This window comes from Desulfocastanea catecholica (genome assembly GCF_054657295.1).
Window position 1 is genome coordinate 1 of sequence record NZ_BAAHYZ010000175.1, and the last position, 281, is coordinate 281.

At 42.7% G+C, this 281-nt stretch carries 1 protein-coding gene; it reads left to right on the forward strand.

Annotated elements, in window-relative coordinates; genetic code table 11:
- The coding region (locus ACYQ8U_RS23410) for a hypothetical protein (protein WP_459947953.1) at nt 1–195 on the forward strand (195 nt) is incomplete at its 5' end.
- Nucleotides 196–281: the final 86 nt, after the last annotated feature.

Here is a 281-nt window from a genome sequence, read left to right on the forward strand (position 1 = left end):
GCTTTCATCCATTCGTCAATGACCAGGGTGGTGCAGACGGCAATGGAAATTATTGCCAACCTTGCATCCGGCAGTACATTGCGGCAGTTGCGTAATGATCTGATCCGACTAACCAACTTTGAGCCATTTGACATTATTACAGTCAGAGCAACAATTGCCGACACCATATCGGCTGCAGGAAAATACGAGGTTTGATGGTACGATTTCTCCACCATCTCTGATCAATAGTTTGTTACTTGGTAGAAGAATTTTATACATATCCAAAGGAGGTTCAATGTTAA